This is a genomic window from Pimelobacter simplex, assembly GCF_024662235.1.
GTDB lineage: Bacteria > Actinomycetota > Actinomycetes > Propionibacteriales > Nocardioidaceae > Nocardioides.
In genome coordinates, this window is record NZ_CP096276.1 from 3,904,759 (window position 1) to 3,926,892 (window position 22,134).

The 22,134-nt window shown below is 72.4% G+C and carries 21 protein-coding genes; 9 read left to right on the top strand and 12 right to left on the bottom strand.

Annotated elements, in window-relative coordinates; translation table 11 throughout:
• Position 1 precedes the first annotated feature (1 nt).
• From M0M48_RS19285 to M0M48_RS19295, 3 genes are all read right to left on the bottom strand, one after another.
• Positions 2-628 (bottom strand): hypothetical protein, encoded by a 627-nt coding sequence (locus M0M48_RS19285; protein WP_257752359.1) that lies wholly within the window; start codon positions 626-628, stop codon positions 2-4.
• A complete protein-coding gene (locus tag M0M48_RS19290) occupies positions 625-1,410 on the bottom strand; it encodes a HoxN/HupN/NixA family nickel/cobalt transporter (RefSeq protein ID WP_257752360.1) in 786 nt (261 codons plus the stop codon). Before M0M48_RS19290 ends, M0M48_RS19285 begins: the two co-directional genes overlap by 4 nt.
• A 93-nt stretch (positions 1,411-1,503) precedes the next feature.
• Positions 1,504-3,216, bottom strand: a complete 1,713-nt coding sequence (locus M0M48_RS19295; RefSeq protein ID WP_257752362.1) for a DUF4012 domain-containing protein — start codon at positions 3,214-3,216, stop codon at positions 1,504-1,506.
• Positions 3,217-3,381: 165 nt separating this feature from the next.
• Between M0M48_RS19295 and M0M48_RS19300 the strand changes: the two genes are divergently transcribed.
• Entirely contained in the window at positions 3,382-4,890 is a 1,509-nt protein-coding gene (locus tag M0M48_RS19300) for a polysaccharide biosynthesis tyrosine autokinase (protein WP_257759258.1), read from the top strand.
• 161 nt (positions 4,891-5,051) lie between these two features.
• Here M0M48_RS19300 and M0M48_RS19305 read toward each other — a convergent pair whose 3' ends face one another.
• The 4 genes from M0M48_RS19305 to M0M48_RS19320 are packed head-to-tail and all read right to left on the bottom strand — an operon-like array spanning position 5,052 to position 9,127.
• Positions 5,052-5,819 (bottom strand): class I SAM-dependent methyltransferase, encoded by a 768-nt coding sequence (locus M0M48_RS19305; RefSeq protein WP_257752364.1) that lies wholly within the window; start codon positions 5,817-5,819, stop codon positions 5,052-5,054.
• Between the two features lie 17 nt (positions 5,820-5,836).
• The gene (locus M0M48_RS19310) at positions 5,837-7,078 is read right to left on the bottom strand and encodes a glycosyltransferase family 61 protein (RefSeq protein ID WP_257752365.1); all 1,242 of its coding nucleotides are present in this window, start codon (positions 7,076-7,078) and stop codon (positions 5,837-5,839) included.
• The gene (locus M0M48_RS19315; protein ID WP_257752366.1) at positions 7,075-8,118 is read right to left on the bottom strand and encodes a glycosyltransferase; all 1,044 of its coding nucleotides are present in this window, start codon (positions 8,116-8,118) and stop codon (positions 7,075-7,077) included. The genes M0M48_RS19310 and M0M48_RS19315 overlap by 4 nt, the downstream gene beginning before the upstream one ends.
• The gene (locus M0M48_RS19320; RefSeq protein ID WP_257752367.1) at positions 8,111-9,127 is read right to left on the bottom strand and encodes a hypothetical protein; all 1,017 of its coding nucleotides are present in this window, start codon (positions 9,125-9,127) and stop codon (positions 8,111-8,113) included. The genes M0M48_RS19315 and M0M48_RS19320 overlap by 8 nt, the downstream gene beginning before the upstream one ends.
• A gap of 119 nt (positions 9,128-9,246) precedes the next feature.
• Between M0M48_RS19320 and M0M48_RS19325 the strand changes: the two genes are divergently transcribed.
• Entirely contained in the window at positions 9,247-10,317 is a 1,071-nt protein-coding gene (locus tag M0M48_RS19325) for a putative sugar O-methyltransferase (RefSeq protein ID WP_257752368.1), read from the top strand.
• A 4-nt stretch (positions 10,318-10,321) separates the two neighbouring features.
• Here the strand turns inward: M0M48_RS19325 and M0M48_RS19330 are convergent, their stop codons facing one another.
• The gene (locus M0M48_RS19330; protein WP_257752369.1) at positions 10,322-11,374 is read right to left on the bottom strand and encodes a sulfotransferase family protein; all 1,053 of its coding nucleotides are present in this window, start codon (positions 11,372-11,374) and stop codon (positions 10,322-10,324) included.
• 81 nt (positions 11,375-11,455) lie between these two features.
• On the opposite strand from M0M48_RS19330, the gene M0M48_RS19335 reads away from it, so the two are divergent.
• From M0M48_RS19335 to M0M48_RS19345, 3 genes are read left to right on the top strand one after another with little or no spacing between them, the layout of a single operon-like run.
• Positions 11,456-12,157: an acyltransferase gene (locus M0M48_RS19335; RefSeq protein WP_215814329.1), complete on the top strand. Its 702-nt coding sequence runs from the start codon at positions 11,456-11,458 to the stop codon at positions 12,155-12,157.
• A gap of 8 nt (positions 12,158-12,165) precedes the next feature.
• Positions 12,166-12,423, top strand: coding sequence for a phosphopantetheine-binding protein (locus tag M0M48_RS19340; RefSeq protein ID WP_215814328.1), 258 nt, complete (start codon positions 12,166-12,168; stop codon positions 12,421-12,423).
• The gene (locus tag M0M48_RS19345) at positions 12,420-13,157 is read left to right on the top strand and encodes an SDR family NAD(P)-dependent oxidoreductase (RefSeq protein ID WP_257752370.1); all 738 of its coding nucleotides are present in this window, start codon (positions 12,420-12,422) and stop codon (positions 13,155-13,157) included. The genes M0M48_RS19340 and M0M48_RS19345 overlap by 4 nt, the downstream gene beginning before the upstream one ends.
• On the opposite strand, the gene M0M48_RS19350 is transcribed toward M0M48_RS19345, so the two are convergent.
• A complete protein-coding gene (locus M0M48_RS19350; RefSeq protein ID WP_257752371.1) occupies positions 13,147-14,412 on the bottom strand; it encodes a phthiocerol/phthiodiolone dimycocerosyl transferase family protein in 1,266 nt (421 codons plus the stop codon). The two genes, M0M48_RS19345 and M0M48_RS19350, sit on opposite strands and share 11 nt — an antisense overlap.
• Before the next feature lie 118 nt (positions 14,413-14,530).
• Here M0M48_RS19350 and M0M48_RS19355 point away from each other — a divergent pair, with 118 nt between their 5' ends.
• Positions 14,531-15,916: a class I adenylate-forming enzyme family protein gene (locus tag M0M48_RS19355; protein WP_215814325.1), complete on the top strand. Its 1,386-nt coding sequence runs from the start codon at positions 14,531-14,533 to the stop codon at positions 15,914-15,916.
• Here the strand turns inward: M0M48_RS19355 and M0M48_RS19360 are convergent.
• A complete protein-coding gene (locus M0M48_RS19360) occupies positions 15,900-17,210 on the bottom strand; it encodes a hypothetical protein (RefSeq protein WP_257752372.1) in 1,311 nt (436 codons plus the stop codon). The two genes, M0M48_RS19355 and M0M48_RS19360, sit on opposite strands and share 17 nt — an antisense overlap.
• Before the next feature lie 140 nt (positions 17,211-17,350).
• Between M0M48_RS19360 and M0M48_RS19365 the strand changes: the two genes are divergently transcribed.
• Together M0M48_RS19365 and M0M48_RS19370 are read left to right on the top strand one after the other, a co-directional pair.
• Complete coding sequence (locus M0M48_RS19365) at positions 17,351-18,331, top strand: hypothetical protein (protein WP_257752373.1); 981 nt, start codon at positions 17,351-17,353, stop codon at positions 18,329-18,331.
• Positions 18,332-18,338: 7 nt separating this feature from the next.
• Positions 18,339-19,082, top strand: coding sequence for a hypothetical protein (locus M0M48_RS19370; protein WP_257752374.1), 744 nt, complete (start codon positions 18,339-18,341; stop codon positions 19,080-19,082).
• On the opposite strand, the gene M0M48_RS19375 is transcribed toward M0M48_RS19370, so the two are convergent.
• Positions 19,079-19,972, bottom strand: a complete 894-nt coding sequence (locus tag M0M48_RS19375) for an FkbM family methyltransferase (protein ID WP_215814321.1) — start codon at positions 19,970-19,972, stop codon at positions 19,079-19,081. The two genes, M0M48_RS19370 and M0M48_RS19375, sit on opposite strands and share 4 nt — an antisense overlap.
• A gap of 41 nt (positions 19,973-20,013) precedes the next feature.
• Between M0M48_RS19375 and M0M48_RS19380 the strand changes: the two genes are divergently transcribed.
• Complete coding sequence (locus M0M48_RS19380; protein ID WP_257752375.1) at positions 20,014-21,090, top strand: methyltransferase domain-containing protein; 1,077 nt, start codon at positions 20,014-20,016, stop codon at positions 21,088-21,090.
• A gap of 20 nt (positions 21,091-21,110) precedes the next feature.
• Here the strand turns inward: M0M48_RS19380 and gmd are convergent, their stop codons facing one another.
• Positions 21,111-22,103: a GDP-mannose 4,6-dehydratase gene (gene gmd / locus M0M48_RS19385; RefSeq protein ID WP_257752376.1), complete on the bottom strand. Its 993-nt coding sequence runs from the start codon at positions 22,101-22,103 to the stop codon at positions 21,111-21,113.
• Positions 22,104-22,134 lie beyond the last annotated feature (31 nt).

Genomic DNA, 22,134 nt, shown 5'->3' on the forward strand with positions numbered 1-22,134 from the left:
TTCAGGGGGTGGGGGTGGAGGGATGACGCCGACGCCGCCGGGCCAGCACGGCCCCGGCGACGGCGAGCAGCAGCACGGCGCCGAGGACGCCGCCGATCTGGAGCGCGGCACTCTCGCCGCCGGGGGTGGTCGCGGTGGACGCGGAGCCACTGCCGAGCGACCAGGTGTGGCTGGGGTCGTCCACGGAGTAGACCTGGTGCTGGCCGTCGGGGCCGCTCGCCAGGGTCCGGTACGCCGGGTGCAGGTCGGTCAGCGTGGACGCGCGGACGGTGACCGCGTCCGTGGCCTGCGGACAGGTGAACGTGACGTCAGCACCGTCTGCGACGAGGTCGCCGACCGCGTGCACCTCCCCCACGCACGGGGCGCCGCCGGCGGTGACCGCGACGTGGTCGAGCAGGTAGGTGGCGAGGGCCGGGTCCTCCTGGACCTGCGCGCCGTCGTCCGCCTCGTAGGCGACCGCACCGTCGAGCATCACCCGGTCCTGCGGGAGGACGCCGAGGTGGATGCCGAGCAGGGTGAGGTCGTCGGCGGCGCCGACCTTCCACGTCACGTGGACGACGGCCGGGTCGGTCGCGTCACGGGAGACCCCCAGGGTCTGCGGGTCACCGAACGGATGGGCGGCGATCACGTCGTCGCCACCAGCTGACCGACGGCGAGCGTCGTCACGACGCAGCCGATCACGGTCACGCTCGTCGCGGCGAGGACGGGGGCGACCCGGGTGGCGACGGCCAGGAGCGCGCGGGACTCCGCGGCGCGGACCACGATGCTGCGCCCGGCCAGCGCGAGCAGGCCGACGCCGAAGAGCACCGTGGCCAGGCCCAGCCCGAACGTGATGACGAGCAGCAGCGCGAAGCCGGAGCGGCCCGCGAAGATGCCGGTGACCAGGACCAGGAAGGCGGCCGGGGACGGGGTCAGTCCGCCGGAGATGCCCAGCAGGACCAGGCCCGGACGACTGGGACCGGTCGCATGCCCGTGGCCGTGCCCATGACCGTGACCGTGGCCGTGCCCATGACCGTGTCCGTGCCCATGGCCGTGGCCGTGGCCTCCGGCACGGAGGTGCCGGCGGAACAGCCAGATCCCGACGCCGACCACCATCAGCCCGGCGACGAGCTGGAGGCCGGAGGTGAGCCGCTCGAGCGGCAGCAGGTCCGAGAGCGAGAGGAACGTCCAGGCCAGCGCGATGACCAGCACCGAGAGGGTGTGCATCACCGCGACCGAGACGCCGAGCCATGCGGCGTCGCGCACCTTGCCATCCGAGCCGACCAGGTACGCCGCCGCGAGGCTCTTGCCGTGCCCCGGACCGACCGCGTGGGCGGCGCCGGCGGCGAAGGCGAGCACGAAGGCGACCGGGAGGAATCCAGGCGACTGGACCAGGCTCAGCAGACGGTCATCGAGGGACGTGGGGGGCACGGGACCTCATCGAAACCGGCGCAGTTGAAGTCAACGGTGTTGATCGATGGCCGTGCGGGGCCCGCCAGGTGAAGAGAAAGGTAAAGGAATCCCTCAGCGCACGGTGCAGGACGAGCGCACGGTGGCGTTCGAGCTGCCGGCGCTCGCACCCGGCGACATCTCCAGACGCGGGTCGCCCTCCTGGCCCTTGCCCGAGCGCAGCACCAGGTCGACGGTCTGGGACTTGCCCGGGTCGAGCAGGACGCCGACGCTGGCGACCTTGCGGCCGGCGTACGACAGGACGGAGGGGTTGTTGACGCGCTGGCCGTCGACCGACATCTCCACGACCTCGCCACCGACCGGCGTGCTGACGTAGACGACGAGGAGCTGCTGGCCCGGGTCGGTCCGGTTGCCCGGGAAGAACTCACCGGTGATGGTGTCGGGCAGCTCGTCCGCGCCCGGCGGGGTGGCGTTGTCGAAGTTGATCGTGACGCCGAGGGTCTGCCGGCCGCCGGTGCAGCCGCGGGAGAAGAGCGAGGCGTTCTGGCGCAGGTAGTACTGCATCTTCGTCGGGCCGGCGTCGTTGACGTAGATGCCCACCTCGGGATGGTCCGGGTCGCGGCCGACGAACTCGCCGGCGATCCGGGTGCCGGCGATCTCGGCCTGGGCGGCGGGGTCGAAGAAGTGCATCCGGACCCGGCCCTCCTGGACGCCGCTCACGAGCCCGCGGACCAGGTCGGGCGCACTGCCCCGGCCGTCGGCGAAGGCGTTGAAGACGCCCTTGGCGACGGCGTCCTGGTAGTCGCTCTGGCCCTGCGTGGTCGGGACGAGCGCGTAGACCTGGTTCTCGACGCGGGCGACCACGTCCTTGGCGGTCACCGGCGGGTAGCCGGCGACGGGGACCGCGCCGAGCGTGGCGAGGAGGTAGGACACGGCGACCGGGTCGACGTACAGGACGCCGTCGACGCGCTGCCCGGTCACCTGCTGCCAGCGGGCCCGGATGAGCTCGGAGGATCGGGGGATGTCGGGGGTCAGCGTCGCGTCGACGCCGGCGGTGCCGAGGATCTCGCCGAACAGCGCGCGCTCCTCGGAGGTCAGCGGCAGGATCGGCTTATCGCTCGCGCCGAGCGAGGCCATGTCGCGCTGGTCGACGATCTCGACCTTGCCGCGGCTGGCGCGGACCAGCGAGAGCGAGCCCGGCAGGCCGCCGCTGCTGCGCGACTCGGCGTTGTTCTGGAGGACGAGCAGGTAGTTGCGCGGCTTGTCCTGGCCGAGCAGCACCGGGAGCAGCCGCGCCGCCCGGTACGTCGACCCGAGCGTGTCGCGCGCGTCGTCCACCAGCCCGCGGAGCGCGGTGAAGCGGGTCTGCACCGGCCCGATGAAGGCCGCCGAGTCCACCTCGCCGAGCCGCGTGCTCGCCGCGTCGAACGCGCGCTCGCTGCGCTGGGCCGGCTCCTCGAGCCCGGCGACCTGCTCGAGCGGGAAGACGTGTCCGGCCGGCTTGAACGTCTCGGCCGAGACCTGGTCGGCGGCGTCGATGACCGGAGGCAGGCCCTCCCGGCCGAGGTCGCGCAGCACCTCGGCGACGGTGGCGACGCCCTCGGCGTCGTCCCCCAGGACCGGCACGTGCTCGAAGACCCACCAGGTCGGCCCGCTCGTGCGGTCCGCGGCCGCGTCGGTCGCCCGCTGGTACGCGCGCAGCGCCTCCCGGGCCCCCTGGGCGTCCCCGCGCACCAGCGCCTCGCGCATCTCGCGCGCCTGGACCTCGGCGTCCTTGAGGTCGCGGGCGGTGCCGGTGAGCGCGAGCAGCGTCCACCCGAGTCCCACGAAGAGGACGAAACCCAGCGCGATCGCGATCGTCGCGCGAGGATGGTCCCGGCGGAAGCGACGTAGCTGACGGAGCGCCCGCCGCACGCCTCGAGATCGGCGCCGACGCCGGATCTCGGGCGACATAGGACGGGACACTAGTGGTCGATACCTCGACATGGAACAGTGACCCCGGCCGGGAGCGGACGTTGGTCACAGGGGCGTGCCCTAGGATCACCGTGCATTGGGGCCACGCAAGACACAGCAAGGGATGGGGACTTGGATTTCAAGCAATTTCTGGCGGTGCTGAGGCGTCGCTGGATGAGCATCGTGGCCATCATTCTCCTCGCTCTCGCGGTCAGCTCGGCGGTCACTTTCACGCGCACCCCGATGTATGAGTCGAAGAGCAAGATCTTCCTCACCGTCGACGTCCGCGACACCACCGATGCCTACGCCGCGCTGCTCTTCGCGTCGAACCGCGCGGCGTCGTACGCCACGGTGGTCAAGAGCACCGAGCTCGCCACGATCGTCAAGGAGCAGCTCAACCGCAAGGAGAGCGCCGACGTCCTCGCCTCGCGCGTCGACGCCGAGGTGATCGACACGACCTCGCTGATCCAGATCACGGTCAAGGCCGAGAACCCGCGCGACGCGGAGACGATCAACGACCGGACCACCAAGGAGTTCATCAAGTACGTCGGGGGTCTCGAGACACCCGGCGGCGAGGGCGGCGGCCAGTCCCAGATCCTCGCCCAGATCACCGACAACGCCAGCTACAACCCGAACCAGGTCTCCCCCGACATCGTGCTCAACCTCGTCGTCGCGGCCCTGATCGGCATCCTGCTCGGCATCGGCCTGGCCATCGCCCGCGAGCTCCTCGACCGCACCATCCGCACCGCGGACCACGTCTCCGAGCTCACCGAGTCGCCCGTGCTGGCCAGCATCGGCTTCGACGGCGACATCCGCTCCGCACCCCTGCTGACCGACCTGGGCGGCTTCGCGGCCCGCACCGAGGCCTTCCGCCTGCTCCGGACGAACCTGCAGTTCATCGACCTCGACCACCAGCCCCGCTGCCTGGTCATCACCAGCGCCGTCCCCGGCGAGGGCAAGACCATGACGTCGACCAACCTCGCCGTCGCCCTCGCCCAGACCGGCCGCAACACGCTCATCATCGACGCCGACCTCCGTCGTCCCCGCGTCGCGAGCACCCTCGGCCTCGACCCCGCCGTCGGCCTCACCACGGCCCTCGTCGGCAAGACCGAGATCCACGACGCCATCCAGGTCCACGAGGCCAGCGGCCTGCACGTCCTCGCGTCCGGCGCCAAGCCGCCGAACCCGACCGAGATCCTGCAGTCGAAGATCACCCACGACCTGATCCTGCGGCTGCGCTCGTCGTACGACATGGTGATCATCGACGCCCCGCCGCTGCTCCCCGTGGCCGACGCCTCGGTCCTGGCCAAGCTCGCCGACGGCGTCATCATCGTCGTACGGCACGCGCGGACGACCAAGGACCAGGTCAACGAGGCCATCAACCGCCTCAACCACGTCGGCGCCCGCCTCTACGGCGTCGTGGTCAACATGGTCGCCAAGCGCGCGATCGGCTCGTATTACTACTACTACTACGAGGAGACGAGCCCCTCGGGCCGCGGCGACAAGTCGAGCTCGAAGTCGAACGGCTCCGGCCGCCGCCGCGCCTGACCAGCGGCACCCGCAGCACCCCGAGCCCCCGGCACCCGCAAGGTTGACGGGGGCTCGGTGCTTCCGCGGTTCCCGGGTGCCGCGCGGAAGGTGCCGGCAACCTCACCCGCCGGAACGTGCTCCTTCGCCCGCCGGAACGCGCCCCTTCGCCGGAGCGGAGATCAGCCCTTGCGGACGAAGACCATGAGGGTCGGCGCGAGGGCCGGCGGGGTGAGGCGGTCCACGAGCTGGGCGACCCGCCAGGCCGGCGCGTTCGACCCGAAGTACGTCGGTTCCGAGGCGTGGCCGTAGACGACGAGCTCGTTCGGCGCCGGGAACAGCGAGGAGAGCGAGCGGCGGGTGTTCATGCTGTAGCGGACCGGGAAGACGTCCTCGGCCTTGCGGTGCGGCTGGAGCCGGGAGAGCACGCGGGTGTGCAGGTCGTTGGGTACGGCGCGGGCGCCGATGCCGATGATCCCCCACTTGTTGGGGGTGCGGGCGGCGATCCAGCCGCCGGGCTTGAGGATGCGGAGCATCTCGGCGGCGACCGTGGGGGCGTCCGCCTCCCCCACGTGCTCCAGGACATGGTCGGCGAGGACCAGGTCGAAGGAGGCGTCCGCGAAGGGCAGCAGGGCGCCGGGCTCGATCACCTGGGCCGAGGCGAGGGTGGGGTTGTCGAGGACGACGGGGTCGACGTCGACGCCGTGGACCTCGGCGACCCGCTCGTGGAAGGAGCGGAGCATGCGGTGCAGGTCCGGGAAGGGCTCGACGGCCCACAGGCCGCGGCCGGCGCCGAAGTCGAGGACCCGGCTGTCGGGGGCGAGCAGCGCGTTGACGCGCGTGTAGAACTCGATGAAGCCGTCGTGGCGGGTGTAGCCGCCGGCGCGGACCTCCGGGTAGAGCCGGGTGAGGGTCTCGCCCGGGCGGAACGTCGATTCGGAGTCGTTCACGACCACACCTTAGATCTCTAGAGGTCCGCGAGGAGGGCGTCGACCGAGGCGAGCACCCGTGCGGGAGGGATGGACACGTCGTCGAGCACGCCCTGGTTGGGTCCGTCGGGACCGGCGGTGGGCTCGGCGACGAGGTAGCGGTAGTCGGCGTCGATCGCCTGGCAGATCGCCCACAGCCCCAGGTGCACGTACGTCGACGCGAACATCTCGAGCACCCGCACCCCGGGCCGGGCGAAGGTCAGGTTGGTCAGCGCCGCCCCGTGCGGCGAGACGACGACGTCGGCGCCGTGGAAGAGGTCGATCTGCTCCTGGACGCTGTGCTTGCCGGGGTCGATGCGGACGAAGCCGCGCCGCTCCAGCTCGGGCCACAGGGCGGCCTCCTCGACGTACCGGCGGGTGCGCGGGGTGGTGCCGCGGGTGATGTAGAGGCGGCGCGGGCCGTCGGCGACGCCCGCGCTGGGGGGCAGTCGCTTGCGCAGCCAGTCGACCGTCGCGGGCGGGGCCTGGAGCGCCCAGTTGGGGTTGCTCGGGACGAGGAGGCGGTCGGCGCGGACGGTGCGGCCGCGCTCGGGCTGGATCAGCCGGCCGCGGACGCCGGCGAGCTCGAGCAGCTGGCGCTGGTACCCCGTCCCGTGCGGTACGACGACCGCCGCGACCTCGTCGAGCACCCGGTCGCCGAGCGTCTCGTCGAGCACCGCCAGACGCCCGATCGCGTCGTAGAGGAAGTGGTAGTAGTTCTCGGCCGTGCCGCGGGCGGTGAGGCTGAGCACCGTGCCGCGGACGTGCTCGGTCGGGCCGAGGGTGGGCCGCAGGAAGATCGGGTGCTCGCGCCAGTCGACGACCCCGAAGTAGGTGCTCGTCTCGTGGTCGAGGACCTTGCCGGGCGTGGTCGCGGCACCGTAGTCGCCGGAGAGCCGGCCGTCAGTGATCTCGAGCGTGAACGTCGCCGGCACCGTCGTCGCGGGCACCCGCGGCGTGGGCACGGTCGCGGCGTGGATCGCGGCGAACAGCCAGTGCCCGGCGGGCTCCCCCAGCGTCGCGGGGCGGATCCACGGCTCCTCGGGGCGTCCGGGGTGCAGCGTCACGCCGGGCTCGCCCGCGGCGGTGTCGCGCGCGGACGAGGTCGCCCGGCGCGGGACGCCGCGGGCACCGAGGAGCGGCGAGAGCACCCGGAAGACGTGGCCGAGCAGCCGGGTGACCAGGAGGTGCACCCGCTTGAGCAACGGCCACCACGGCCGCAGCCAGGCCGGGAGGCTCATCGCGCCACCAGCCGGCGCACGACCGCCCACACCGGGCGGAAGCGGACGACGCGGCCGATGAGGACCCGCATCCACAGCGGCTTGATGATCCGCTTCACCGCCCGCGAGAGGCGCCCGTCGATCTGGAGCAGGACCAGCTCGAGCTCGGCCTCGGCCTTCTCGTTGAGCGCGACCTCGGCCGGGTGCACCAGCGGGAAGGGCATCTCCTGGGCGGGCATCGGGTCGCGTGCGGTGTGCGTGTGGGTCGCGTCGGGGCCGAAGCCGTCGTTCTCGACCAGGTTGAGCGAGGGCGTGATCGACAGCCCGCGCCGGGACATGATGGTCACCCACCAGTGGTGGTCCCAGCCGCGCGAGTCGCCGTCGCGGTCGCCGGCCACCTGGGTGAAGTGGCGCAGCGCGGCCTCGGTCACGAGCGCGTCGGGGTGCGGCAGCACCTCCACCGGCCGTACGGCGTCCGCGGTGCGCGGGGTCGCGCCCACCCGCTCCTCGGCCCCGGCGTGGTCGCGCGGGAAGACCGCGCGGTGCGCGTGCCAGCGGTCGGCCCAGGTCGCCCAGCCCCAGACGCTCGCCCAGGTGGTGAACGCGTAGCTGTCCGAGCCGAACATCCCGCGCGGGATGCCCTTGTTGTCGCCCGCGACCTGCCAGACCCGCGGCTCGGCGGCGTAGCGGTCGAGCAGCTCGACGCAGAAGTCGAAGAACGTGGGGTGCGGGATGCAGTCGTCCTCGAGCACGATCGCCCGGTCCACCTGGGCGAAGACCCAGTCCAGGCCGAGCTCGACGTTGGCCTCCAGCCCGATGTTGCGCTCGGCGAAACGGGTGTGGACCCGCCCCGGCCAGGGCGCCGACGTGAGCAGCTCGCGGACCTCGGCGCACCGCGCGGCGTCCTCGGGGTGGGTCGCGCGCGGGCCGTCGACGACGAGGAAGACGTCCTCGGGAGCGGTCGCGAGCACCGCCTCGACCGTACGGCGGACGACCGCGGGCCGGTTGAACGCCACGATGACGACGGGCGTGCGGAGCGGGAGGGCGGACGACTCAGGCACGACGGCCCTTCTCTCCGAGCTGGGTCAGGAACCGGTGGGTGGCGGTCGCCGCCTTGCTGTTGACCGCGGTCCGGGCCGCGTGGCGCAGCCGGGGCGAGCGGAGCACTTGGCGGGCCAGGGTCGCGGCACGGCCGCCGACCCGGCTGAGCACCAGCTCGAGCTCGCGCTCGACGTCAGTCGACAGCGCGACCTGCGCGGGGTGGTGGAGCGGGAAGCCGATCGACGCCGCGGCGTGGTCGCGCTTGCCGGGCGCGACACCGTGGGTGGCGTCCTCGCCCCAGCCGACGTTCTCGACCATGTTGACCGCCGGCGAGGTCGCCAGGCCGCCGAGCGTCATCATCGTCAGCCACCAGTGCTTGTCCCAGCCGTGGGTGACGGTGTCGGACGACGCCGCCGCCTCGGCGAAGTGCTGCTGACCCGAGCGGGTCACGAGCAGCCCGTCCTGCGGGGCGGCCGGGACGGTGCGCACCGGCGCGTCCCCGGAGACGTGGTCGCGCGGGAACACCTCGCGGTGCCGCTGCCAGCGGTCGGCCCAGGTCGCCCAGCCCCACACGCTCGCCCAGGCAGTGAACGCATAGCTGTCGTCGCCGAACAGCCGGCGCGGTACGCCGAGCCCGCTGCCCGAGACCTGCCAGACGCGCTCGTCGTCGCGGTAGCGCTCCAGCAGCTCGTCGGCGTAGCGGAAGAAGTCGGGGCCCGCCTGGCAGTCGTCCTCGAGCACGATCGCGCGGTCCACCTGCGCGAACACCCAGTCCAGGCCGAGCTCGACGTTGGCCTCCAGGCCGAGGTTGGTCTCGGCGTAGCGGCGGTGCACCTCGCACGGCCAGTCGACCTGCTCCAGGACCGCACGGGTCGCCGCGCACCGCTCGGCGTCGTCGGGGTGGGTCGGACGCGGCCCGTCGGCGACCAGGAAGAGCTGCGCAGGGCGCGCCGACCTGATCGCGGCCAGCGTCTGCTCGGTGAGCTGCGGCCGGTTGAAGGCGATGAGCGCCACGGGGGTCGTGAGCAAGCCGTTCCTCGGGTGTGTGGACTGGCGATGAGCGAGCGGTGATCTGGCGATGATTCGGTGGAAAGTCTTCCACCAGATGTCAGAACGACCCGCGCCCGATGCGGTTACAGTTGCGCGCTGTGCCCCCGATTTCCGCAGACGCACTCGTCGCCAAGGCCCGTCGTGCCAACCCCGAGCTGGTCGCCGGCTGGCTCCGCCGCCGGGCCAAGTCGGGCGCTGCCCGCGCCGGCTTCATGGTCAGCCGGATCGACGAGGAGGGCCGCCGCTACGTCGAGGTGACCCACAACGACGACGTCGCGCTGCCCGCCGGTGCCGAGACCGAGCTGCGCCAGGACAACCCGCGCCTCGCCGAGCTCCAGGCGACGTACGACGCGCTCGACCTGCCCTCCGCCGTCCACACCCAGTGGCGCCAGGGCTTCCTCAAGAAGAACCTCTCGCTCGCCTGGTTCCGCGGCGACAACGCCTACGTCTGGCAGTTCCGCCAGCTCGGCAACGCCGCCCGGATCCGGATGTACCTCGCCATGCTCGACGTCCAGGAGCGCGACAAGCTCGGGCTGTTCGACAAGCTCACCGAGGACGGCCTGTTCGGCGCGTTCACGTTCGAGTTCGGTCAGCGCCCGTCGGTGAGCCGCGACCTGCTCGACAGCATCAACGAGATCAACTACCTCGACGAGCAGATGGGGCTCTCGTCGATCCAGGGCCTGCGCGTCCTCGACATCGGCGCCGGCTACGGCCGCCTCGCGCACCGGATGTCGACCGCGTTCCCCGACCTCGCGGCGTACGACTGCGTCGACGCGGTCGCCACCTCGACCTTCCTGTGCGAGTACTACACGAAGTTCCGCGGGCTGCCCGAGAGCGTGCGCGTCGTCCCGCTGAACGAGCACGAGAAGCTCGCCGAGCGCTATGACGTCGCGGTCAACATCCACTCGTTCTCGGAGGCCTCGCACGACGCCGTGTGCTGGTGGCTCGACCGGATCGCCGAGCGCGACATCCCGTGGCTGCTGATCGTCCCGAACACGCCCGACGAGCTGCGCAGCACCGAGCTCGACGGCTCGATGAAGGCGTTCCGCCAGGACGTCCTCGACCGCGGCTACGAGCTCGTGGACGACCGCCCGATCCACCAGTCCGACGAGCTCCGCGAGCTCATCGACCTGCACGACCGGTTCTACCTCTTCCGCAAGTCGGCCTGAACTCCTAGAGCGACCAGGTCGGGAACGACTGACCGGTCAGCTCGCGCAACCGATCGACCTCCGGCTGCAGCTCGGCCCGCAACGCCGCCTCGACGGCGGGGCTGAGCTGCGGCCGCTCGATCTTCTCCCCCGTACGACGCCACGCGAGGTGCACCAGTCGCTGGGCGGCGGGCAGCCGCCGGACGGCGCGCACCAGCGGGCCGCGGCGCAGCGCCATCAGCCACGGCGGGAGCCCGCGCTTCTCCTCGGCGGTGTTGTAGCGGCCGTACTCCTCGGCGGTGAGCTCGGGACGGTCGAGGCCGAGGAAGTCGAAGACCCGGCCCATCGTGCCGACCAGGTCGGCACCGAGGTCGGCGAGGTCCACGACGAGGACCCGGTCCCGCCCGAACCGCTCCAGGTACGCCGCCAGCTGGGTCCCGTAGCGGCTCGACGCCACGAGCGGGCTGGTCGGCTCGGCCGGGTCGGCGAGCTCCTCGTCCAGCGGGCGCTCGGCGGAGTTCCAGGCGACCATCTCGACGTGCTCGGCGATGATCCGGTCGACCGGGTCGCGCACGAGGTAGATGATCCGGGCGTCCGGCACCAGGTCGGCCATCCGGTCCACGACGCCCGGGTAGCAGGGGGTCTTGCTGTAGAACGGCGTCGACTCCAGGCGGTAGCGGGTGCCGGTGGCGAACCGCTCCTGGTAGGCGCCGATCCAGTCACGGCAGTCGGGGTCGGTGAAGAAGCGCATCTCCTTCTCCTCCGACGCCGCGACCTCGGGGTGCACCGCGAGGTAGTTGTGCATGCTCGTCGTGCCGGCCTTGGTCGCCCCGACGACGACGACATTGGGCAGTCGTGCGGGATCGGGCGTGACCGGCGCCGGGTCGCCGCGGCGTACCCGGTTCCGGGCGGCGACCCGCACCGTGCAGTTCGGGCAGGCGTCGACGGGTCCGCCGTCGGCCGCCAGGGTCCAGCCGGTACGACGCAGCCAGGCCGGACTGGCGATGGTCAGGACGGGCGGGACGCAGAGGTCGCACTGCATCGAGACCCGGCCGTGGGCCAACGGGGTGAGGAGCACGCGGCCGAGGATAGGGCCTGCCGGACCATCCGCTCCGCGGAACGCCTCCACCGGACCTACGGCGTGTGTAGGCTGCGCCGCGTGCGCCAGGCCCTGACAACCCTTGTCTTCCTGCTGCCTCCGAGCAAGCTGAAGAACCGGCTCCTGCGCCGGCTGGGACACGCGATCCCGGACACCGCGGTCGTCGGCATCAACCTCGTGCGTCGCGTGGACCGGTTCGAGCTGGGCGAGGGCTCCCTCATCCACCACTTCAACATGTTCCGCGACCTGCGCCTGGTCAAGCTCGGCGTCGGCTGCCGGATCATGCTGTTCAACCAGGTGGTCGGCGACTCGGGCTACGAGCCCGGCGCGCCCCCGACCGACGACCTGCGCACGCTGCGCATGGGCGACGACTCGCACATCATCAGCCAGCACTACCTCGACTGCGGCGGCGGGATCATCCTGGGCGACAACGCCTGGGTGACCGGCATCCGCTCGACGCTGCTGTCCCACGCGTTCGACCCCACCAACGGCGGCGTCATCCTCGACCCGGTCACCATCGGCGACCGGGCGGTCATCGCGACGTCCTGCACGATGCTGCCCGGCACCGTCGTGGGCGAGGGCGCGCTGATCGCGGCCGGCTCGACCACCTGGACCGGCCAGGAGGCCAAGGGCGCCCACCTGCACGGCGGCGTACCGGCCCGCCGGCTCGCGCCGATCGACATTCCTCGCCACGTCTACGACCGAGCCCGTTACCAAGGACCCCGTGACGTCGTTGGGATCTCCGAACCCCCATCTGAGTAGAGGTCGGCATGAACGAGATTGAGCCCAGGATCGTCACGATCGTCACCGAGCTGCTGGAGCGCTCGGACCGCGAGGACCAGACGGTCTCGCTCGGCGCCACGCTGCACGGCGACGACGGCCTCGGCCTGGACTCGCTCGAGACCGCCGAGCTGTCGGCGATCCTCGAGGACGAGTTCGGCACCGACCCCTTCGGCGCGGGCCTGCTGCCCGAGACCGTCGCCGACATCGTCGCGTTCTACGCCGACGCCACCGCCGCGTCCGCATGACCGCTCCCCGCACGGTCATCGTCACCGGCGGCAGTCGCGGGCTCGGCGAGGGGATCGTCCAGCACTTCCTCGACGCCGGTGACCGGGTGGCCACCTGTGCGCGCAGCGAGACCGACGCGGTCCGCGCGTGGCAGGCGAACCCGGCCTACGCCGACCGCTTCCTCTTCCGCAAGGCCGACCTGGCCGACCGGGAGCAGTCCACGCAGTTCGGCAAGGACGTCATCGCCGAGTGGAAGTCGGTCGACGTCCTCGTCAACAACGCCGGGGTGGCCCGGGACGGCATCCTCGCGCTGTTCAGCGACGACGACTCCGACACGGTCATCGACCTCAACCTCAAGGCGACGATCCACCTCACCAAGCAGATCGTGCGCAACATGCTGGCGCACGGCGGCGGCCGGATCGTCAACATCTCCTCGATCACCGGGCTCACCGGCTACCGCGGGCTCAGCGTCTACGGCGCCACCAAGGCCGCGCTCGACGGCTTCACCCGCGGCCTGGCGCGCGAGCTCGGCTCGCGCAAGATCACCGTCAACAGCGTCGCCTCGGGCTACCTCAAGACCGAGATGAGCCACGGCCTCGACGACGACCAGCTCAACCAGATCGTCCGCCGTACGCCGGCCGGACGGCTCGGCGAGCCCGACGACATCGCCCGGGCGATCGCCTTCCTCGTCGACGAGCGCAACGACTGGATCACCGGTCAGGTGCTCGTCGTCGACGGCGGCCTCACCGCCTGAGGCTGTCCTCCTCCGCGCCGACCAGCGCGAGGTACTCGGCGACGAGTGCCTCGCGCTGCTCCGGCGCGACGCGGTTGTCGTCGGTCGCGAACGTGTGCATCAGCCGGCCCTTGTAGAACGTCAGCGCCAGGAACACGACCTGGTTGGGCGCGGCGACGAGCTGGCCGTGCAGGCTGCGCAGCCACTCCGGGTCGGTGCCGGCGTCGACGACGCCCATGTTGCTCACCACGACGCACGGCGGCCCGGCGGCGAGTGCGGCCGCGATCCGGTCCCGCCCGACGGCGAGCTCGGAGACCGCGTCGAGCCGGGTGAGGTGGAAGAACAGGTCGCCCTCGCCGCGGCCGAGCGCCTCGACGATGCCGGCCTTGACCTCGGCGGCGAGTGCCCAGCGATCGGCGACCTCGACCCGGAACGGCCGGGAGAGCACGGCGATCGCCATCGCCTGCGCGAGCGCCGGGTCGCTCGGCGGTGCGCCGAGGTCGGCCGGCGCGGCGAGCTGGAGCGTGGTGTCGCCGCCGGCGAGGACGTGCGCGGTGCTGGTCAGGAGCGCCGAGACCACGTTGGCGAACGGGTTGGCGCCGTGCGCCCGTCCGTCGGCGACGATCCGGGCCGAGGTCTCCGGGCCCATCTCGACGTGGCGCAGCCAGGAGCGGCGCGGGACCGTGGCGTCCGGCCAGTCCGCCGGTCCGGGCGGACCGAAGGCGGCGTTGCGGGTCTTGATCTCGCGCAGCAGGTCGATCATCGCGGCCCGGCTCTGCTGCCACGGGTGGGTGGTCGCCGGCGCGGGCGGCTCGGAGAGCTGCTGCTGCTCGGGAACGTCCTGGCCGTCGAGCATCCGCACGAACCACTGGAGCTCGGTGATCCCGATCCGGCCGTCGATGACGGAGTGGTGACCGTTGAAGATCACCCGGGAGCGGCCCTCGCCGGGGCTGGTCACGTAGTGGCAGCGCAGCGGTACGCCGAGCGGACAGGCCGTGTCGCCCTCCTCCTCGAACACCCGGTCCCACGCGCTCACCGGCAGCTCGTCGCTGCGGAAGACGTCGTGGTCGAGACCGACGTCGGCGATGGTGAGGTCCTCGGTCGCGGCCGAGCGCGCGAGCACCCGGCGGGCGCGGAAGGCGTCCCACGTGCGTCGTACGTCGTCGGGGTCGAAGCAGCGGTCGAGATCGGCCGAGATCATGGAGGTGCTCGGCCAGGCCTGGTCGAGGAAGGTGTAGTACTTCTCCGCGACCGTCATCGGACGATGGGCACCCACGCGCACTCCAGCCTCTCGGGACACAGGACGATCCTGCCCCCTGCCAACGCTTCGACCGCCCTCCGGGTGACGCATGCGCCATACTCGCCCCGGACTTTCTGCGAAAGGATCGACACCGATGATCGGGTTGCTGGAGAAGGCCGCCGCCGAACGGCCGGCGCAGGTCGCGGTCGTCACCCCCGAGGCCACGCTGACCTACGGCGAGCTGCTCGACGGCGCCCGCCAGGTCGCCGGAGCCCTCGCCGAGCGCGGCATCGAGCGGTTCGCGGTGCTCGAGCCCGACGCCGGCTGGGTGCTGCGCCTGCTCGCCGGTGCGGCGGCCGTGGGCAGCGAGCCGTGCCAGTACCAGCCCGACCTCGACGCCGCTCAGTTCGCCGAGCAGGCGGCCGCGCTCGGGCACACCATCGTGGTCACGCGGCGTACCGACCTGCCGGCGGGGTTCACCGTGCTGCGGCCCGACACCCTCGGCGCACCGTACGACGGCGGCCCGGTCGCCGAGGGCGCCCCGCAGCCCGTGATGATCCGCACGACCGGCACCACCGGGCTGCCCAAGGCAGCCCGCCACGACTGGGCGGTGCTCGCCCGGCGCGCCGGCACCGCGCGGCCGCACCCCGAGGAGCGCTGGCTGCTGGCCTACGGACCCCAGCAGTTCGCGGGGATCCAGGTGCTGCTGCACGTGCTGGCGGTGCAGGCGACGCTGGTCGCGCCGTTCCCGCGCCAGCCCCGCGACGGCCTGGCCGCGCTCGTCGAGCAGGACGTGACCTGCGTCAGCGCCACCCCGACGTACTGGCGCTTCCTGCTGGCCGAGGCCCGCAGCGCCAAGGCCGCGCTCCCCCGGCTCACCCAGATCACCCTCGGCGGCGAGGCGAGCCCGCCCGACCTGCTCGCCGAGCTCCAGGACGCCTTCCCCGACGCGCGGATCTCGCAGGTCTACGCCTCCACGGAGTTCGGCTCGATCGCCTCGGTGCGCGACGGCCGTCCCGGTCTGTCGGCCACCAGCCTGTGGGGGCCCGACAACCCGGAGGGCCTGCTCAAGGTCGAGGACGGCGAGCTGCTCGTCCGGGCCGGCACCGGGATGCTCGGCTACGCCGGCGACGCGGCCGAGTCGCCGCGCGAGGCCGACGGCTGGGTGGCCACCGGCGACCTGGTCGAGGTGGTCGAGGACCGGGTCCTCTTCCGCGGCCGCTCGTCCGAGGTGATCAACGTCGGCGGCGTCAAGGTCCACCCGCTGCCGATCGAGGAGCGGGTCGCCGCCGTGCCCGGGGTCCAGGTGGCCCGCGTCCACGGCCGCGCCAACCCGATGGTCGGCGCCGTCGTCGCCGTCGAGGTCGCGCTCACCGACGAGGGCCGCGCCGACGAGAGCGCCGTCAAGGCCGCCATCCGCAGCGCGTGCGCGGACCTCCCCCGCGCCTGGCAGCCACGCAGCATCAAGGTCGTCGCCGAGGCCGAGCTGGCCGCGGCGACCAAGGGCGGCAAGACGGTACGGGCTACTTCACCGGAGTGAGGCGGTGCCGGCCGGGCTTGGCCGGCACGGGCTTCGGCTCCGGCCGCGGCGCCGCGGCGGCCGGCTGGGGCACCTCGGGCAGCGGCCCGCGGCCCTTCCACACCACCGCGATCCACCAGCACACGGTGGAGACGCCGGTGCCGACGGCCATCGCCCACAGGGCGCCCTCGGCGTCGCCCCAGGCGGCGCCGATGACCATGCAGACGCCGACCAGGACGATCGAGACGATGTCGGTGACCATCGCGGTCTGGATCCGGTGGGTGCCGATGAGCGAGGCGCGCAGACCGCTCTGGGCCGCCATGAGCAGCACCTTGAGACTGAGCGCGAGCATGAGCGGCTGGACGATGTCCCAGGCGTCGCCGAGCACCGCGTGACCGATCACGTCGGGCAGGAAGACCAGCACGACGAGGTTGAGGACGCCGACGACGGTGGCGATCGTGATCGCGCGCCGCACGTGCCCCCAGACCAGGCGCGGGTCCTCGCGGTCGCGGGCGATGTCGGCGGCGGCCGACGTACCGACCGCCATCTGGACGGCGGTGCTCGGGGCGCCGAGCAGGGTCGCGGCCCGGAAGGCGGCCACCGCGATGGGGCTGCTGAACAGCGCCATGAGCGAGGCGGTGGCGAGCGCCGTACCGCTGGCGGCGAGCCCGCTGACCATCGAGCGCCACGAGAAGTCCCAGCGCTGGCGCAGCCAGTCGCGGCCCCCGCCCGTGGGCGCGCCGTTCTGGACGAAGACCCACAGCGACGCGATCACGCCGGAGCCGACCCACGCCGCGACCAGCCAGGTCAGCGAGTCGAGGTCGAGCGCGCCGGCACCGACGAAGCCGACCGCGAGCAGCACGAACCACAGCGAGTCGAGCACGACGGCGCCGCCCGGGCGCTGCCGGGCGATCGCGAGGTAGCGGCCCACGTCGTGGAGCACGAGGAACGGCAGCGACAGGCCGAAGACCAGGATCGGTCCGCCCAGCGCGCTGCCGCTCGCGAGCAGCGCGGCACCGCTCGCCACCGTGACGGCCGCGGCCAGGACGCCGAGCTGGAGGGTCGCGCTGAGGATGGCGCCGGGGCGGGCGTCCGCGTCGTCGGGGTGGACCAGCGCGGTCGTCGAGATCAGGCTGCGGAAGACCACCTGGGCGACCGTGTAGACCATGACGACCAGGCTGTAGCGGCCGAAGTCGGCCGGGCCGAACGCGTGGGCCACCCAGATCAGCGCCGCGATGTTGGACAGGCTGGAGAGGATCTGGTCGACGGTGACCAGGCTGAGCCGGCGGCCCGCCGAGGCGACGGGCGCGGTCATCGGCGCCTCCTATCCGCGGAGCAACCCTGGAGCACCCGCGCATCATCGCACGCACCCTGGACGGCCGCGCGGGAACGACCAACCATGGGCCGGGCACGGTAACGGCGAGGTGCTCCGGCCGTTGTGCCATCGTGACCACCGTGGCTCTCAGCTCCGTCCTGCACAAAGCACAGGGCTCTGTGCGGGTGCAGCGCCAGCTCAGCAAAGTCCGCCGGCTCCGCAGCCGGCTCGTCAACGTCCCCCTCCAGCAGGTCGAGCACGCCCGCCGCCGGCTCGAGACCGAGGACGTCGATGTCCTGCTGCTGGGCGACAGCTCGACCCTGTGCTGGTCGCTTCGCGACACCGACCGCACGCTGCTGCCGGCCATGCTCGGCCAGCGGCTCGGCAATGTCGTCCCCCTCGCGGGGCCCGGCTTCGGCGCGGGGATCTACAGCGAGGCCACCCGGATCCTGTCCTCGATGGAGCGCCGCCCCAAGGCCGTCGTCTTCACGCTCGCGCTGCGCACCAGCACCGCCACCCACATCGTGGCCGACCCGATCACCGGCTACCACCGCTCGCTCGCCGCGATGGCCAAGGTGCCCGGTGCCCGCCGCAAGGTCCGGTACGTCGGCCGCGGCGGCGCATTCGCCACCGACGAGGAGCGCGACACCTTCCTGGCCCAGCCCGTCGACAGCCGCTGGAGCGGCCGGCGCACCATCGGCTGGTACCGCGAGCAGCTCGTCGGCACCGGCCTCCCGCCGTGGCCCATCGAGCTCGAGAAGCTCCGCTTCGACTACTTCTACGGCGAGCAGCTGCGCGCCGACAACCCCGGCCTGGCGCGCCTCACCGAGCTCGCCCGCCACCTCGCGTCCTACGGCGTACCGACCGTCGGTGTGTGGACCCGGCCCCCGATGCAGCGCGGCGAGATGCACTTCCCCGGCGAGTTCGAGGCGCACGTGCGCTCCCACAAGGAGCTGCAGGACCAGGCGATCCTCCGGGGCTCGGCCGCGATCGGGCCGATGCTCGACATCCACCTGGAGGACGAGGACTTCGAGGACAGCTTCAACGCCACCGAGCACTTCGCCTTCTCGGGCCGCACCAAGGTCGCCGACGCGATCGCCGACGCGGTGCGCGCGCGGTGAACGCCTCATGAGCCCCGCGTCGTTCCGCGCCTTCGTGCGGATGCGCCGGGCCCGGCTGCGCGGCTGGCTCGCGCTGCTCCGGCTGCTGGTGACCGCCGCCCGCGGCCAGGTCGACGAGATCTGGGTGGGCGACTCCCACTCGGTCACGTTCAACACCGAGCACTCCCCCTTGCCGGGCATCCTCCGCACCGGCGAGCGCCGCTGGACCTGGCACCTCGGTCCGCGGGTCATGTTCTCCATCGCCCGCGACGGCTTTCCGCCCACCCTGCTGCGGGTCGCGCGCCTGATCGCGCGGGTGCGCGGCGCCCGCGAGGCCGAGTGGTACTTCTCCTTCGGCGAGATCGACATCCGCTGCCACCTCGCCCCGCGCCTGGCCCAGGGCGGCGACGTCGGCTTCGTCGCGACGTACGCCGACCGCGTGCACGACCTGCTCGGCCGGCTCGGCGCGGACCACGGCACGCTCGTCGTACCGGTGCCGCCGTGCCTGGACAGCTACGACCACGCGGCCTTCCCGGTCGCGGGCACACCCGAGGAGCGGCTCGCCGCCCACCGGTCCGTGCGATCGGCGCTCGTCGTCGCCGTCGGCGCCGCACCGGCCCACCCGCAGCTGCGCCTGCTCGACCTCACCGACGCCCTGGCCGGGCCTTCGGGCCTGATGCGCGACGAGCTCACCGACGACGGGTGCCACACCAACGCCGCCGGCCGCGACGTCGTACGGCGGGCGGTGGCGGCGCTCGTCCAGACGCCCTAGGCGAGCGTGCCCGGCACCAGCCGGTCGATGGCCGCCTGCGCGGCCACGTCGTCGCCGTGCACGACCGCGACGTCCCAGTAGGCGCGCGAGCGCGCCCGCCCGTTGGGCACGTCGTCGAGCACCCGCGAGCGCGCCGCCACCTGGTCGGTGGTGGTCTGCCCGAGCGGCGCACCGCCGTTGGCCCACACGGCCACGTTGCGGTAGCCCAGCGCCTCCAGCCGCGGCCACACCGCGTCGGGGTCGAGGCCCGCAAGGCGCGTCAGGTAGGGGTCGTACTCGAAGAACAGCACCGGGTGCGCGTCGTCCCACGTCTCCGCGATCGCGGGGACCAGGTCGACGTCGTACCCGTCGGTGTCGGACTTGACCAGCCGCAGCTGCGCGAAGTCGGTGAACTCCGCCTTGAGCGAGGCCGGCGACACCGTCGGCATCGCGTCGCCCGCAGCGCCCTCGACGAACCGCGTCGTGCCGCCGGTGCGCACGGCCGTCGTACCGCTGTCCTCACCGTCGACGGTCAGCAGCGCCTCGACGACCGCGATCCGCGGATCCTTGTCGACATTGCGGTGCAGGAACTCCAGGTACGCCCGGTCTGCCTCGATGCACAGCACCTTGCCGTCCGCCGCGTGCAGGATCTGCACCGCGGAGTCCCCCACGTTGGCCCCCACGTCCAGCACCGTCAGCGGCGCCGACTCGGCGAGGAGCCGGGCGAGCTCGACGAGGTTCTGCCCGTACTCCGGCCCCCACGCGGCATAGTCGGGCAGCCGGTGCGACCAGGGCAGCACCAGCTCGACGCCCTGCACCTCCCGCACGACGGGCCGGAAGGGGAAGCGGTCGCGAATCAGCCAACCGACGCGGCGCTTGGCGGTGGAAGCAAGGGTTCCGAGTCCGGTCACTCGCCGGATGTTAGGGCATCTTCGGCCCTAGGATGTGCGTCATGTCGGGCTCCATCGCAAATGCGACGACGACCGCCGCCCTCGACGCGGCGCGTGACTACTACTCCCACGAGCTCGCGCAGGGGGTGGATCGCTTCCTCCTCGAGGCCCGTACGACGTGCCCGTGGTGCGGCGGCGAGCGGCTCAAGCACCGGACGACGACCCGGGACCTGCGCCAGTTCAAGCCGGGCCGGTTCCGGCTGGACGAGTGCCGCTCGTGCGGGCACGTCTTCCAGAACCCGGCGCTGAGCGACGAGGGGCTGGGGTTCTACTACCGCGACACGTACGACGGCCTCAACGCCGAGCGCGCCGAGGCCAACCTGGGCTCGATGGGCGAGATCTACCGCAACCGGGCGAGCACGGTCTTCGACCACCGCCCCGACAAGCCGCGCCGCTGGCTCGACGTCGGTACGGCGTCCGCGCACTTCCCGGCCGCCGCTGCGCAGCTCTTCCCGGGCACGGTCTTCGACGGCCTGGACATGTCCGAGGGGGTGCTGTCGGGGCACCGGGCGGGCCGGATCGCGACGGCCTACCAGGGGCAGCTGCCCGAGCTCGCGCCCCAGCTGAAGGGCCAGTACGACCAGGTCAGCATGTTCCACTACCTGGAGCACACGCGGGACCCGCTGGCCGATCTCGACGCGGTCGCGACGGTGCTGGCCGACGACGGCTGGGTGCTCATCGAGCAGCCCGATCCGCAGGCCCGCTCGGCCAGGCTCTTCGGGTCGTGGTGGGCGGGCTGGAACCAGCCCGAGCACCTGCACATGGTGACGCTGCCCAACCTGACCAAGGCCTTGGAGGAGCGCGGCTTCGAGGTGGTCGAGGTGGTGCACCGCGAGGCGCACATCCCGCTCGAGGCGTTCATCGTGCTGGCGACGGTGCTCAACCGGATCGCGCCGGGCGAAGAGGTTCCGTGGCGCGACGGGCGTCCGCCGCGGTTCGCGCGGGCGCGCCGGCTGGTCGGCAAGGCGATCGCGGCGCCGTTCGTGCCGCTGGCGCGGTTCGTCGACAAGGTCGTGCTGCCGCGGATGCTGCGCAGCTATCACGCCTACCGGGTGCTGGCCCGCAAGAAGCCTGCCTGAGCCAGCACCCCGGCGGGGGTTCAGTCGAGCTCGCGCTTGTGCTGGACCAGCCGGCCCAGGTGCTCGATGTCGGCGTCGACCATGAGCTCGGCGAGCGCCTTGGCGTCGGTGTCGGCCTTCCAGCCGAGGACGTCGCGCGCCTTGGTCGCGTCGCCGATGAGGGCGTCGACCTCGGTCGGGCGCTCGTAGGACTTGTCGTAGCGGACGTGGTCCTCCCAGTCGAGGCCCGCGTGCGCGAAGGCGTACTGGCAGAACTCGCGCACGGTCGTGCCGATGCCGGTGGCGAGGACGTAGTCCTGCGGGTCGTCCTGCTGGAGCATCCGCCACATGCCCTCGACGTACTCGGGCGCGTAGCCCCAGTCGCGCACGGCCTCGAGGTTGCCGAGGTCGAGGTGGTCGCTGATGCCGAGCTTGATCGAGGCGACGCCGAGCGTGATCTTGCGGGTCACGAAGCTCTCACCGCGCCGGGGCGACTCGTGGTTGAAGAGGATGCCGGAGACGGCGAACAGGTCGTAGGCCTCGCGGTAGTTGACCGTCACCCAGTGCGAGTAGAGCTTGGCCGCGCCGTAGGGCGAACGCGGGTAGAACACCGTGTTCTCGCTCTGCGGCGGCGGGGTCGCGCCGAACATCTCCGACGTCGACGCCTGGTAGAACCGGCAGTCGATCTTGGCCGCCCGGATCGCCTCGAGCAGGCGCAGGGTGCCCACGGCGTCGGTCGACGCGGTGTACTCCGGCAGCTCGAAGGAGACCTTGACGTGGCTCTGGGCGCCGAGGTTGTAGACCTCGTGCGGAGCGATGTCGCGGATCTGGTTGCCCAGGCTGACGCCGTCGGTCAGGTCGCCGTAGTGCAGGTGGAGGCCCGACGTGCCGTGCAGGTGGTCGATCCGGCTGCGGTTCAGGGTCGATGAACGACGGACCAGCCCGTGGACCTCGTAGCCCTTCCCGAGCAGGAGCTCGGCGAGGTAAGAGCCGTCCTGACCGGTGATCCCGGTGATGAGTGCGCGCTTGGTCACGGGGGCACAGTATCGTCGCGCCTCGTGCATC

Excerpts from the sequence above, each read along its gene's own strand:
- M0M48_RS19370 (WP_257752374.1), top strand. The coding sequence starts at position 18,339 with ATGAGCCCCGCGTCGTTCCGCGCCTTCGTGCGGATGCGCCGGGCCCGG.
- M0M48_RS19355 (WP_215814325.1), top strand. The coding sequence starts at position 14,531 with ATGATCGGGTTGCTGGAGAAGGCCGCCGCCGAACGGCCGGCGCAGGTC.
- M0M48_RS19340 (WP_215814328.1), top strand. The coding sequence starts at position 12,166 with ATGAACGAGATTGAGCCCAGGATCGTCACGATCGTCACCGAGCTGCTG.
- M0M48_RS19360 (WP_257752372.1), bottom strand. The coding sequence starts at position 17,210 with ATGACCGCGCCCGTCGCCTCGGCGGGCCGCCGGCTCAGCCTGGTCACC.
- M0M48_RS19310 (WP_257752365.1), bottom strand. The coding sequence starts at position 7,078 with ATGAGCCTCCCGGCCTGGCTGCGGCCGTGGTGGCCGTTGCTCAAGCGG.
- M0M48_RS19345 (WP_257752370.1), top strand. The coding sequence starts at position 12,420 with ATGACCGCTCCCCGCACGGTCATCGTCACCGGCGGCAGTCGCGGGCTC.
- M0M48_RS19380 (WP_257752375.1), top strand. The coding sequence starts at position 20,014 with ATGTCGGGCTCCATCGCAAATGCGACGACGACCGCCGCCCTCGACGCG.